Here is a 13,120-nt window from a genome sequence, read left to right on the forward strand (position 1 = left end):
TCGCGAGCAGGAGCCTGGCATCGCCATGTCGGCCCGTGGTCGGGTCCATCAGAAGCAGTCCAGCACGGCCTGGATCCTCGCCACTAGCCCAGGGTTGTCCTTGAAGTGCGTGAGTCCCTTGGTCGCCTCGTCGACGACCGCCTGAGCTCCTTTCGCGCTGCTCACGAAGTCCATGACCTCCCGGAGGGCGGCTTTGGCCGCGTTTTTCGCCGGTTTGCCGAACACGTCGAAAGCAAGAGTGCCATTGACTCCTCGCAAGAGGATCTCTACCCCGTTACTTGCCTCGACGTGCACTCCCTTCGAGAGCCAGTCGGGCTGGGGAGGATGCACCTTGCAGGCGAGACCGAACGGATCCACCTGAGTGAACGGATCGGGGACGTAGCCGTACAGCGAGAGGCCCCCTTTGATGCGGATCGGGTCTTGGGAGATATATCGGCCAAGCTCCGGGTCGTAGTATCGGAACCGGCTGTAATGTAGACCTGTCTCCTCGTCCTCGTACTGCCCTGGCCAGCGCCATTGGCAGCGCGTCTTCATGACGTCGATTCGGGGCGCGCCGTATAAATCCAGCTGCGCCTTCCAGGCGAGCTCGCCCATTTCGTCGAAGAGCGCCACTGGTACGCCGAGGCGGTCGGTCACCACGCCATAGCGACGATCCCCTTCCACCTTCGCCACCGGAGCGAACGTTCCCGGGTCGAAGACCCAGGTCACCGTCTCCCCGGCATCCTCGGATGGCACCTCGTGGACCAAATCGTTACGGTCCCACACGTACGTGATCGTTCGTCCATCGCCCGTCTTCCGGATCCGCCGACCGAGCGCATCGTAAGCAAACGAGACGCGACGCCCGTCAGGACGGACGACCTCTCGGAGCTGGCCAGCGCCATCCCACGCGTACCGCCAGTGCCTGCCGTCCGGCAAGATCTTCTCCAGCAGCTGCCCGTCGGTATCGTGCACATACCGGCTACCATCCTCCGTCGCCTGCAGGACGCCGCCTGGGCCGTATACCCGATCGATGCGGTCACCGCTGCGGTAGACGTTCCCCGCTGCGTCCGTCGAGCGATGGATCTCCGAGCCGTCAGGGCCCACCTCGGCCACTAGGTGATTTAGGTCGTCATGGTGAAAGCTCGTCGAGCCGCGCTGAGCGTCGACGAGCCCTGACAGTCTATCACCGTTTCGCCAGAGGTAACTTGTGTCGAGCACCAGTGTATCGCCGCTCCAGGCGCGGGTGCGCCGAGGACGCCTCATCGTGTCGCGTTCCCATTGCACCAGAACTCCGCCGGGCAGCCTGCGCTCGCGCTCCTGACAGTCGCTGTCGCGCGCCAGCGTGGCACGCCAAAGCGTGGGCCTTGCACCTCCAGAGCCAAGCTGCGCCGTATCGATCGAGCTCAGCGTCACCTCGAGGAGCGCGCCGTTTCCATCGAACGAGTACGCTGTCTCGTGTCCCAGGCTGGTCCGCCGCCCGACGCGCTGGCCCGCCGAATCGTACCGGCTCTCCACCCAGAGATCCCCCGCCCGCTCCTCGACCACCCGGCCCATCACGTCGCGCCGAAGGCGAAGATCACAAGCGCTATTCTTCGCCCGAACCATGCGCCCGTTAGGATCGTATTCGTAGATGACCGTCTCGCCGTCGCGAGCCTCCCGCACGATACGCCCCAAGGCGTCACGCTCGATCCGGGTGCGCTTGCGCTTGCCGTCGGTGACCTCGGCGCAACGTCCGGCCAGATCGTAGCGTAGCTCCGTTGTCCGGCCGTCGAAGCCGCGCTCACGCACGACTCGGCCGCCGAGGTCGACGTCGATGTGGTAGTGCTCGCCGAGCTGGTTGACCACGCCAATCAGGTTTTCTTCAGTGTCATATATATACCGGATTTTCTGCCCGTTCGGATCGACCTGCTCGACGCGTTTATTGAGCCCGCCGTAGCGGTACATTGTCTTGTGGCCGAGTGCATCCGTCAACTGAACGACGTTTCCCTCGGCATCGTAGGCCAGCCGCTGGATCGATCCGTCCGGGGTCGCGATGCAGCGCAGGCGGCCTCGTTCGTCCCATTCCAGCGTCGTCTGCGCTCCGAACGAGCTGCGCCGCTCGATGAGCCGTCCCAAGGGATCGTACGCATAGCGCGAGCTGTGGCCCTCCCAGTCCAGCACCTCCACGATGTTCCCTGCCGCGTCGCGGCCGAACGAGAACCGTCGACCCCCCGGGTCGGACACGGCGATCAAAAGCCCGCGTCTATCATGCCAGTAGCGGTGCGAGTCGCCCAGAGGATCGGTGACCCGCGTCGGCTTGCCCCTCTCGTCATACTCACGTCTCCAGGTGTTCCCTGCCTGATCGATCAGCACGACCGACAGGTCGAGCTTGTTGTACTGGTAGCGCACCTCGTACCCCAGCGCATCCCGCTCTACCACCTTGTTCCCGCGCTCGTCGTACTCCCACTCCGTCCTGTTCCCCAGCCCGTCTGTCTCCGCGGTCTTCCTGTAAAACCTGTCCCACTCGTATCGCTTCTCCCTGCCCGTGGGATCGATCTCCCGGTCGACGAGCCCCGCAGGATTCCCGAAGTAATGCGTGCGTCCCCCGCGCGAGTCATCGACCAGCGTCACATTCCGGAGTTTGTCGTACGTGATCTTGTGGTCGTAAATCCCGCCGTCGCCCCATGTCCTGACGCACCAACCGTCCGGATGGTACCAGTCGTACTCGAAGTGGAAGCTGAGCTCGTTCCTGTTCGTCTCCTTCACGAGAACCCCGCCCCGATATTCATACCGGAGCGCATGCCCCTTCGGATCGATCGCCGCCGCGAGCCGCCCCTCCGCGTCGTATGCGAACCGCACGAGGTCGAGCCCCATCGCGTCGAACCGGATCCCTGCGAGCCGCCCCTCGGGCGTACTCGAGAACCGCAACTCGCGCCCGGCGCTGTCCACGGCCGCCGCCAGCAGGCCGCCCTCGTACCGCAGGACCAGCTGGTTCTCGCACCTGTCCGAGATCCGGACGAGCGGGTGCGACCGCACCGCCCGCCTCACCGGCTCGAAGTGGTAGCTCAGCCCCTCCCACGTGGTGAGGCGGTACCCGCATTCAGTCCGCTCGAGCGAATATCGGTCGATGGGATCCCAGAGAGACTCCCCGGCCGCGAGCCTCGGGTGAGCACGCTCTCGCCCGTCCGGCAGGGTCACCAGGATCTCATCGCCCTGCTCATCCACGGATGCATCCAGCGGGTGGTGCCACCCCGGCCCGAGCGGAGCGTCGCGCCGGCTCCTGCTGTAGTAGCTTCGCTCAAACTTGAGGGGGATGGGCCCGGGCAGTTCGAAGTCCACCGCGTCCGTCAGCACCTCCCCCGTCATGACGTCGACCGGGTGCCCTGTCAGGAAGCAGATCAGCTTCGACAGCCGCGGTCCGGCCTTCAGCTTCGTGATCAGGAAGTTGGAGAACCACTTCGTCCTGATCGCCTGCGTCAGCGCGGCCAGGATATCGAACGAGTCCGGCCCCCCGATCAGCACCGGCCCGCCCAGAGGGATCGCCAGGCAGATCGACGTCGGTAGATTGATCGGGAAGCTGCAGCTCATCACGATCGACAGAAGGCGCCCCTCCGACGAGCCCGCGAAGGTCACCGTCTTGCTGCCCGTGACGATCACGCCCTCGTTGCCCGGGATGTCGATCGGCGCGAAGGAGATCCCCGGCGGCATTGGGAAGTGCGGGATCGCCTTCACCTCGGTCCCCGTGTTCCCGGCCGGCAGGACGCGATAGAGCAGCACCGGCCCGCCGCCACCGAGCGCGAGGCCCAGCGCCGCGCCGAGGAGCGCGCCCAGCGGATCGAACACGATGCCGATAAACGGGTGCGGCAGCGGGATCGGCACCGGCACCGGCGCCGGAGGCGCCGGGACGAGCACCAGATGGATGTCGATGCCGAGCACCGGGTCAAGCCACTTGGCTGCTTGCGACATGCGTCAACCCCCCTTGGCCGTCTCTTCGATCAACGAGCGCACGTGCTCTGCCTGGGGAAGCAGCCCGTTGCGCTCGAGCCACGCCGCGAGCTCTCCCGCGACCTCGCGGAACGTCGTCATCCTGCGTATCTGCGGGTCGAGCGCCGCGCCCTCCGCGACCGCCTTCTGCCAGACCGGCACCGCATCGTCCCGGGCCCCCCGCAGCACATGGCAGGTGCCCGCCAGCCGCAGCGCCTCGATCCGCAGCGTCGGCACGCCCGCCGTCCTCGCCGCGTCGCCCGCCGCCTCGTAGGCCTGCGCCGCGCGCACGTACTCCTTCTGCATCATGAAGACCGCCCCCGTGCCCAGCCACGCCTGCGCAACGAGCTGGAAGCTCTCCTTTTCCCGCCCGATCGCGACTGCGCGTCGGTAGCATTCGAGCGCCTGATCCGGGGCCCTCACCGCGAGCGCGAGCCCGGCCAGGGCGACCAGGATCGTCGCTTCCTCGAGGAGCATCCCGTGCGCCTGACAGATGTGCCGAGCGCTGCGGTAGGCCTCGGCCGCTTCCGCGTGGCGGCCCCTGCTCATGTGCTGCGCGGCGTCCATCAAGACGGTTCTCAGCGCCCGGCCCTCATCCGGTGACATGAGCTTCTGCCCGGTCCGCCGCTCGTACTCCTCCCGCTGCGCCTCCGTGGGCACAGGTGGCGGAGGGCCGGCTGGCCCCGCGCTCTTGTTCGTGGCGAGCTGCCTCAAGTAATCGAAGAGCTCGTCGCGATTCACCGAGAACCGTGCCCCCTCCGCGCCGAGGACGGACTCGAGCGGCCCCCCGGGCGGATCGAAGAACGAGAGCAGCACGCGCGTCGACCAAGGCGCTCTGGCGAGCGCCGCGACGCTCTGACGCCAGGCGGCCGCGTCCCGGACCTGGCGCGGAAGGAGCCCGAGCAGCACGCCGTCGAGGCGCTCACCGAGGAGCGCCCCGGCCCGCTCCACGTGCACCACCGCACGCTCCAGCGGCGGCATGCCCGCCACCCGCTGCGGGTCCTGCGGCGTGAAGGGTGAGAGCTCGACGCCGTCCTGCGCGGCCTGCTTGCGCAGGAGCTCGTAGTCGTCACCGAGCCTCTTGCATAACCCCTCGAAGTAGCCCGCCTTGTCGATGAACGGCTCCTCGTAGAGGAAAAATGGGCGCCTGTTCTCGCGCTCCATCTCCCAGACTCGCAGCGATTTCAACATGTCGGAGCGATCCTCGTGATCGCCCACGAGGCGCAGGACGCGCTTCTTTCCTGCTCCGAACAGGGCCTTCGCTTCCCGGAGAAAGGCTTCGTGTGCACGCGTGACCGGATCCATCGACGCCGCCTCAGTTGATCTTCACGATGCCGCCGGTGATATCCACCGAGCCGCCCGCCGCCTTGATCGTGGCTCCGTTGATCTCGACCCCTGCCCCGCTGATCTTGATCGAGGATCCGCCCGCCGAGAGCACGATCTCCCCCTGGGCGTTCACCGAGATGTTCGCGCCCTGCAGCACCCCGTCCGCGCCGGCGAGCAGATCGAGCTTGCCAGACGCGTCGATCTTCCCGTCGCCGCTCACGCCCACCGTGAAGTTCGCGGCGACGGTCTGCGTCAGCGCCGCGTTGGCCGTGAGGGTCACGTCCCCGTCCACGGTATGCGCCATCGTGCCGTGCACGGTGACGACGCGAGCTCCGTTGACGGTCTCGTCGCTCGCGCCGAGGACGCCGACCGTCTTGTTCCCCTCGATGGTCTGCTCTCCGTTGCCGGCCACCCTCTCCGTGCGGTTCCCTTGCACCGTCTCGCCGCGGTTACCGCTCACGGTCACCGTACGGTTCCCCTGCACAGCGAGGGTCTGCTCCGCGCCCACGGTGGTCTTCTGGCTGGCACCCACATCGATGGTCTGATGCGCGCCGATCGTGATGTTCTGACTGCCGCCGACCTCGATACCCTGATCGACGCCGACGTTCGTGCGCTGGTGGGCCCCGATCGTGACGTTCTGGTCGGCCCCGATCGTGATCGCATCGTTCTCTCCCACGATCTCCGAGTTGTTCGAGCCGACCATCGTGCTCCGGTTGGCCCCCGTGCTCTCGTTCCGATCCACCCCGACGCTCGACGCGCTGTTGTTTCCGACCTTCTCCGATCGGTCGTTCCCCGCATCCGAGTTCCAATTGTACGGCGTGTGCATCTTGATCTGCTCGTTGCCCGCCGTATCATCGAACGTGAGCTCGTTGAAGGCGCCCGACGCCGGGCTCGACATCGTCTTGAACGTGCTCACCGTCGGCGCCCCGCCCGGCGGCCGGTTCTTCCCGTTGTAGACGCGCCCCACGACGATCGGACGATCCGGATCCCCCTCCTCGTAGTCGACGATCACCTCGACACCCACGCGCGGATGGAACACGGCGCCCTCCCCGACGCCCGCGAACACCTGGTTCACGCGCACCCAGCACGACGTCGGCTCCTTGCCGTGGCGCGCGGTGTCTTGGTCCCAGTGGAACTTCACGCGCACGCAGCCGATCTCTGTGCCCGGAGGGCCTCCCACGTGGATCTCCGCGCCTCTCGCGCCGGGCTCCGCGGTGATGAACGCCGTCTGCGAGCCCTGGATCCTCGGCTTCGGCGTCACCCGCGCCGGGCGATACCGCGACTCTCCCACCGATCCATTCTTCCCGCGACGCGCGCACTCCATCGTCACGGCGTACGGCGCGCCCGTGCTCGGCAGGCCCGCAGCAGCATTCGGAGGCAATACCCCGAGCTGCTCGCCGCGCACCTCGAGCTTCGTGGCCAGATACTCGCCCTCGTAGCGCGGCTGCGGGTGCTCCAGCGCGAAGATGCTGCCCGCGGAGAGCGCGCGACAGGTCCCTTCGCCGACCGCGTAGCTCGCCTCCACCTCCAGCCTGTCGAGCTTCGCTGCGGCGAGCGGCTTGCCCATGGCGGGCGTCTCGGTGTAGCGGCCCGGATACTCGTGATCGACGAGGTCCGCGCCGACCGGCCGCGCCGGCTCGACGACGGCCATGTCGAGCGCGGGTTGCTTCCAGTTGTAGTCGACGAGCGACACCTTGCGCGGCCGCAGGCGGGCGCCGAGCTTCATTGCAGCGACGGAGCGACCGGCGATCCCGGGCCCGAGCGGCGCGAAGGGGTCGAGACGCGCGCGCCCGGCGTCCTTGTCTGCGAGCACGAGGAGGCACGTGCCCTCGCCGTTCTCAAAATGGTACGATATGCCCTCCTCCTCGAGGAGGCGGCACACGAAGGCGAAGTCGCTCTCGTTGTACTGCACGCAGTAGGGGCGCGTCGCGACGTTGTCGACCCGTGAGGGATCCGTGAGCCGCCAGGTGAACACCTCGCGGGCCGGCGCGAAGCTCACCTCGTCGCCGCTGTCCGGGGAGACGATCCCGCCCGTTTCGAGGCGGAGCGCCGGGTCGTCCTGGAGGACCGCCTCGATGATCTGCCGCGTCGTCTTCTCCAGGAAGATACGGCAACGCGTCCGGTGCATCGCGCGCGCGAGTGGGGGCATGAGCACGAGGCGATAAAGCATGCCGCCCGGCACCGGCCCGAGCTCCTCCGCCTCCACGACGATGCCGTGCACCACGCGGAACGACGGTTGTGTGAGCGTCGCGAGGCGCAACGTCGCGCTCCTCTGAATCAGCTCGTCCGGATCGACCTCGGGCGCAGGCTCCCGGGCCAGCGCGGTGATCTCATACCGATACAGGCTGGCGATGGCCTCGGCACCGCGGAAGGCGACCACTCGCAGGTGAGTCCAAGGCCCGCCGACGCCCGCAGCGCTCTCCCAGGCGAACGTAAAATCAAGGCTATCGTTCACGGCGGCAGTCGCTCCCAGCTCGTGCGCGCCTGAGCGGCTCCGCCTGCGGCGAGTCCCTCCCTGGCGCAAGGTCAGATGGCCGTCTCCCAGGGAAACGCAGCTTCATGCCAGGGTCAACGTTTTTCAAAAGCGCCTTCTCCATCGCCCTCGGTCTCTGTCCGCGAGGCGCCGCGCCAGAACGGAGTCGAACTGTCGACCCCTCCGCGTCCGATGAGCGCCGCTCCTCGACGTGGCGGAGCGGTTCCGGGGCGATCCGGCCGTGAGCGCGACGATCGCCTGCGCAAATTCGTTCCGACGGATCGAGACGGTTGGCCCGCGCAGAACCGTCCTGCCAGGGTTCCCTGCGGCGCGCCGCTGGGCGGCCGAGCTACGCCGCGTGATGCCTCGGGCGACGGCCCCTGGGACCGTGAAGGAGCGCCGGGCCGTCGCGGTCCGCTGGCGGCGAGCGCCGCGCCTGGCGCCCTGCGCGTCCGTCCTGTCGCCGGGGGAACGGTCTCTGGAAGAGGGCGGCGTCGGCGCGGGCGAGGACGTCCGCGAGGTAGTCGCTGCGCCCGGCGTTCGCGCGGAGGGTGTCCTGGATGCCGCGCCGGTGGATCTCCCAGCCGCGGCCGGGGACGAAGCGGAGCGTCGTCGTGGAAGCGTGTGGCCGCGCGCGGTCGCGCAGGGCGTCTCCGTCGAGCACCCACACCTCGGGCCCGAAGCCCGCAAGGGCCTGCCGCAGGTCGATCGCCGGCAACGCGCCGGCGCCGTTGGCGCTGCTCACGAACAGCGGCGCGTGGCGCTCGAGCAGCCAGGCGATGGGCTCCCACGTGACGCCGAAGAGGAGCGCCATGCCGTAGCGCGCGGCGGGCGCGAGCCAGCTCGGCGTGGCGGCGTCGCGGGCCTGTGGCACGAGGGCGGTCACCCGCTCGACCCCGAGCAACCAGCCGAGGCGGCGGCGCTCCACCTCGTCGAGCGCGAGGTGCGGCGCGAGCTGCTCGAAGCGCGGCTCCCACGCGGCGACGGGGTGATTGTCAGGTCGCCCCTTGGCCTGGTTCACGGCCCTGGCCGTCTTCGCGGCGACCACGTAGGCCAGCGGTGACGGGGCGGGCAGGACGACCGCCTCGCCCCGCTCGAGCGCCGCGTCGATGGCGAGCCGACCGGCTGCATCACATCGGGCGACGGGCACCTTCGCCTCCTGTACGCCCGCGCTCGTGCGCGTGCTCGAGCGCCACAGGCCCCGCGGCGTCCGGGAGCGTCATGGCCTGAGCACCGTCGCAGGACGACCCACCCGGCACAAAGACGCGACCGGCGAGCGCCGTTTCACGGATCGCGCCGTGGACGACGGTCAGAGGCGAATGTTCTCTTGATTGAAACATTTCATGCACGCTCGGAGAGCGGCGAGGCCCGCGGGAACGCACGGCCGCCGTCGCGAACGCTCAAGCAGACATCGCGCCATGTGCCTCGATCCGCTCGATCTCCACGGGAATGCGGCGGCGCTACCGCGACACGCCCGGCGGCCGATACCCCATCGACCCCCGGGTGCCTGCCAGAGCAGGCAGCAGATGCTGGCTGGAGCAGGCAGCGAGCACATGTTCCAGTCAGCCGGATTCGTCGAAGAAAATTCCACTCTCCCTGCCACCCTGGACCGGTAAACCCTGCTCGTGATGCCTGGACCGACAGCGGTACGACCGACGTGGCTCGAGGACAGGCCGGCACGGGAGCACTGAATGGCGGCAAGGAGAGGAAAGGAGAGGAGAAGAGAGGTGAGGAGTCGGACGGGCTTTGGCCTGGCCGCTCACCCGAGCGCGGTGGCTCCATCGACGCTCGCTCGCGGCGAGCCGTCCGCGCTCTCCGGTCGGACGAGCACCATGGCGTCCGACAGGATCCAGAGCCCCAGGCCGATCAGGACGAACGGCAGCGCCACGCGGCCATGACGCCGGATGCGGCTGCCCAGGACCGGGTGGTTGACGAGGTGGTGGCCGAGCGCGCACAGGGCGCCGGTCATGACCGCGAACACCGCCGCGTGCAGCGGGATGAGCCCGGGGGAGCTGGAGAACAGCGGGATGTAAACGCCGAGGTTGTCCCCGCCGTTGGCGACGGTCACGGTCGCCACCGCGAGCGATCGGAAGCGCGCCGCGCGGCCACGCGGTCTGTCGTCGGCGTCGTCGGCGTCGTCGCCCTCTTCGGCTTCCTGGCCTCGCCAGAGCGCCCACAGGCCCCGGAGGCCGAGCGCGAGGGGCGCCAGGCCGAGCAGGCCGATCCACCCCTCCGGCACGCGGACGGCGAGCAGCGCGCACGCGACGCTCGCCAGCACGAGCGCCGCCATGCCGAGGAACTGACCGGCGACGACCTGGCGCGGGGTGAAGTCCGGATCCGAGAAGAAGGCCGTGAGCAGGAGGATGTCGTCGATGTTCGTGGAGATGAACACGACAGCGCTCACCCCGAGCGCGGGAAGGATTTGCTGCATGTGCGCCCGCGGACGTAGCACCGCACGCTCGCCCGCGCCCAGCCGGCGAGGCGCCGGCGCCGGCGCCGCGGGGGCGCTTCGAAACGACGCCGCTGCTCGCGCGGGCCTCCTGGGGTAGATCGTCATGGCCGGAGGGGCCGCGCGCCCGGCGAGCGGAGGCAGGGCGACCGGAGGCGAGCCGCGCGCTCGCGCAGCGCGCAAGGAGAAGCATGGCAACCATCCCCCAGCCCGTGGAGCCGACCGGAGCGACGGCCTCGCCCGCCGCGCCGCGCGCGCGGGCCGACCTCCCGGTGCAGGGCATGACCTGCGCGGCGTGCGTGCGCCGCGTCGAGAAGGCGCTGCGCGCGGCGCCCGGCGTCCAGGAGGCAGCAGTCAACCTGGTGACGCAGCGGGCGACCGTCGCCTACGACGCGCGGGCGACAACGCCCGCCGCGCTCGCCCGCGCGATCGTGGACGCAGGGTACGAGGTGCCCGACATCCCCGAGGCGCCCGAGGTGGCCGCGCCGGCCGGCTCCCCTGCCCTCCCCGCGATCGCGGGCGCCCTCGCGCCCGCCGCGTCGCCCGGGGTCCCGGCAGCCGCTTCGCCCGAGGTCCCCGCCGCCGCGGTCGCCGCGTCGCGCCCGGCGGCCTCGGCGCGCGCCGCCGCCCTCGACGCGGCCGAGCAGAAGGAGCAACGGTCGCTCCGGCGCGACGTCGCGATCGCCGCCCTGCTCACCGCGCCGCTGCTCGTCGTGGCCATGTCCCACGGCGCCGTCCCGGCGCTCGACGGCCCCGCCGGGCGCTGGCTCTCGCTCGCGCTCGCGACCGTCGTCGTCCTCGGCCCGGGGCGCCGGTTCTTCCGCCTCGCCGCGAGCGCGCTCCGGCACCGCGCCGCGGACATGAACACGCTCGTCAGCCTCGGGACCGGCGCCGCGTGGCTCTACTCCACCGCCGCCGTCGTGGCGCCCGGCCTGTTCCCGCACGCGGCGCACGGCCACCTGCCGCCCGTCTATTTCGAGGCAGCGGCCGCGATCGTGACCTTCGTGCTGATCGGCAAGCTCCTCGAGGCGCGCGCGCGGAAGCGGCTCGCCGACGCGGTGCGCGGGCTCGTCGCCCTGCAGCCGAAGACGGCGCGGCGCGTCCGCGGCGACGCCGAGGAGGAGGTGCCCGCCGCGGCGCTCGCGCCCGGCGACCTCGTGCTGGCGCGGCCAGGCGAGCGCATCGCGACCGACGGCGAGGTGGTCCGCGGCGCGTCCGCCGTCGACGAGTCGATGCTCACCGGCGAGAGCATGCCCGTCGACAAGACCGCCGGCTCGGCCGTGTTCGGCGGGACGCTCAACCAGAGCGGCGCCCTCACCTTCCGCGTCACGAAGACCGGCGCGGACACCGCGCTCGCGCGCATCGTCGAGGCCGTCGAGGAGGCGCAGGGGTCGCGCGCGCCGATCGCGCGGCTGGCCGACGTGGTGAGCGGCGTCTTCGTCCCCGTCGTGCTCGGCGTCGCGTCGGTGACCTTCGTCGCGTGGCTCGCGGTCGACCCCACGACCGGCGGCCTCGCCACGGCGGTGGAGCGGTTCGTCGCGGTGCTCGTGATCGCGTGCCCGTGCGCGCTCGGCCTCGCCACGCCGGCGGCCGTCGCCGTGGGGACGGGGCGCGGCGCGGAGCTCGGCGTGCTCGTGAAGGGCGGCGCGGCGCTCGAGGCGGCGAGCCGCGTCGACACGGTGCTGCTCGACAAGACCGGGACGCTCACCTCGGGGCGGCCGGCGCTGACGGACGTCGTCGCCCTCGGGGGCCACGGCGAGGCCGAGCTGCTCGGCCTCGTCGCGGCCGCGGAGCACGAGAGCGAGCACCCCGTCGCGCGCGCGATCGTCGAGGGCGCGCGCGGCCGCGGCGTCGGCCTCGCGCCGGCCTCCGGGTTCCGCGCCGAGATCGGCCACGGCGTCGAGGCGCGCGTCTCGGGCCGCCTCGTGCGCGCCGGCACCGGGGCGTGGCTGGGGCGCGCGGGCGTCGCGACCGACGCGCTGGAGGCCGAGGCCGAGCGCCTGGCCGCGCACGGCCGCACGCCGTCGTTCGTGGCGATCGACGGGCGGCTCGCGGGGCTCGTCGCGGTCGCCGACCGGCCGACCGAGGAGGCGCGGCGCGCCATCGCGGCCCTGGAGCAGCTCGGCGTCGAGGTGGCCATGGTGACCGGCGACAGGGCGGGCGCCGCGCGCGCCGTCGCCGAGGAGCTCGGCATCCGCGCTGTGTTCGCGGAGGTGAAGCCGGAGGACAAGGCGCGGATCGTCCGCGAGCAGCAGGCCGCCGGCCGCCGGGTGGCGATGGTCGGCGACGGCATCAACGACGCGCCCGCGCTCGCCGGCGCCGACGTGGGTGTCGCCCTCGGCGGCGGCACGGACATCGCCGTCGCCTCCGCCGACGTGGCGCTGCTCCGCGGCGGCATCGCCGGCCTGCCGACGGCGCTCGCGCTCGCGCGCGCCACGCTGCGCACGATCCGGCAGAACCTGTTCTGGGCCTTCGTCTACAACGTGATCGGGATCCCGATCGCCGCGGGCCTGCTGTACCCGCTGACCGGCTGGCTCCTGTCGCCGGTCCTCGCGAGCGCGGCGATGTCGCTGTCGAGCGTGTCGGTGCTCGGCAACTCGCTCCGGCTCCGCGCCTTCGGCCGCGATGAGTATCGTGGGCGCCATGGCAGGGCCGGTCGATTGGAATTGACGTCGCTTATGTGAACGCTCACAATCGACCCGTTCGGTATCCTTTTGCTTCGCCATGCACGGGTCGTCGTGACCACGGGGGCCTTCGTCCTCCGATCGATCTCGGCGCCGACTCCGCCCGGATGGTCTGCTTCGCCATCGTCAGCAGGAGGAAGGCGGATCGCGCAAGGAACCTTCTGTCATCCGAGGTGACGTGGCGATTCGCCATTGGCATCGCCGGCGCCATGCTGCCGCAGCCTTGGTTGGTTCGAGAGAGCAAAT

6 protein-coding genes are annotated in these 13,120 nt (G+C 70.3%); 1 reads left to right on the top strand and 5 read right to left on the bottom strand.

Annotated features, from left to right (window positions below; genetic code table 11):
* Positions 1-48 precede the first annotated feature (48 nt).
* From WME85_RS25025 to WME85_RS25045, 5 genes are all read right to left on the bottom strand, one after another.
* A complete protein-coding gene (locus WME85_RS25025) occupies positions 49-3,924 on the bottom strand; it encodes a DUF6531 domain-containing protein (protein WP_437841686.1) in 3,876 nt (1,291 codons plus the stop codon).
* A gap of 3 nt (positions 3,925-3,927) precedes the next feature.
* Positions 3,928-5,133, bottom strand: a complete 1,206-nt coding sequence (locus tag WME85_RS25030; protein ID WP_437841687.1) for a hypothetical protein — start codon at positions 5,131-5,133, stop codon at positions 3,928-3,930.
* 124 nt (positions 5,134-5,257) lie between these two features.
* Entirely contained in the window at positions 5,258-7,648 is a 2,391-nt protein-coding gene (locus WME85_RS25035; protein WP_437841690.1) for a type VI secretion system Vgr family protein, read from the bottom strand.
* Between the two features lie 442 nt (positions 7,649-8,090).
* Positions 8,091-8,891: a Sua5/YciO/YrdC/YwlC family protein gene (locus tag WME85_RS25040; protein WP_437841692.1), complete on the bottom strand. Its 801-nt coding sequence runs from the start codon at positions 8,889-8,891 to the stop codon at positions 8,091-8,093.
* 609 nt (positions 8,892-9,500) lie between these two features.
* A complete protein-coding gene (locus WME85_RS25045) occupies positions 9,501-10,172 on the bottom strand; it encodes a cadmium resistance transporter (RefSeq protein ID WP_437841694.1) in 672 nt (223 codons plus the stop codon).
* Between the two features lie 209 nt (positions 10,173-10,381).
* On the opposite strand from WME85_RS25045, the gene WME85_RS25050 reads away from it, so the two are divergent.
* Entirely contained in the window at positions 10,382-12,874 is a 2,493-nt protein-coding gene (locus WME85_RS25050; protein WP_437841697.1) for a heavy metal translocating P-type ATPase, read from the top strand.
* Positions 12,875-13,120: the final 246 nt, after the last annotated feature.

Origin of the sequence: Sorangium sp. So ce1153 (assembly GCF_051521595.1) — a bacterium.
Lineage (GTDB): Bacteria > Myxococcota_A > Polyangia > Polyangiales > Polyangiaceae > Sorangium.

Bases quoted from the DNA above. Each gene is read 5' to 3' on its own strand.
- WME85_RS25030 (WP_437841687.1), bottom strand. From the start codon at position 5,133: ATGTTGAAATCGCTGCGAGTCTGGGAGATGGAGCGCGAGAACAGGCGC.
- WME85_RS25045 (WP_437841694.1), bottom strand. From the start codon at position 10,172: ATGCAGCAAATCCTTCCCGCGCTCGGGGTGAGCGCTGTCGTGTTCATC.
- WME85_RS25050 (WP_437841697.1), top strand. From the start codon at position 10,382: ATGGCAACCATCCCCCAGCCCGTGGAGCCGACCGGAGCGACGGCCTCG.
- WME85_RS25025 (WP_437841686.1), bottom strand. From the start codon at position 3,924: ATGTCGCAAGCAGCCAAGTGGCTTGACCCGGTGCTCGGCATCGACATC.